Source organism: Acidaminobacter sp. JC074 (genome assembly GCF_022496765.1).
Classification (GTDB): domain Bacteria; phylum Bacillota; class Clostridia; order Peptostreptococcales; family Acidaminobacteraceae; genus JABXKX01.
Window position 1 is genome coordinate 1 of record NZ_VANV01000208.1, and the last position, 350, is coordinate 350.

Genomic DNA, 350 nt, shown 5'->3' on the forward strand with positions numbered 1-350 from the left:
TATCCGTTCGCAGACCGGTATCGGTATTGAGAAGGGTCAGGCGCATTAATTATCATTCGTACCCCGGCCTGGCGACCGGGGTATATTTTATTGATAAATAAAGGTTATCGTGCCACTTGCATTTGCATTTCCTGGGGTTACTTTCGATCCGGTTTTGTAATAGTTCGTCGTAAACGTCAACGCATTGGATGCCGCCGCCCCGCCGGGGTTATCGGGATCGGTGAATATCAGATAGCTGGCATCCGCGCCGGGATTAGTTACCGTTGTTCTGTTGTAAGGMTAGACCCGGTAGTTGGTATTCAGGGATAACGGAGCGCCGTCGATATTCAATTGGACGCCAACGCCGGTCG

Annotated in this window: 1 pseudogene; it reads right to left on the reverse strand. The window is 51.0% G+C overall.

What is annotated here, in order from left to right:
• Positions 1 to 87 precede the first annotated feature (87 nt).
• Positions 88 to 350 (reverse strand): annotated as a pseudogene (locus EZV73_RS28555) (hypothetical protein); the annotation flags it as partial.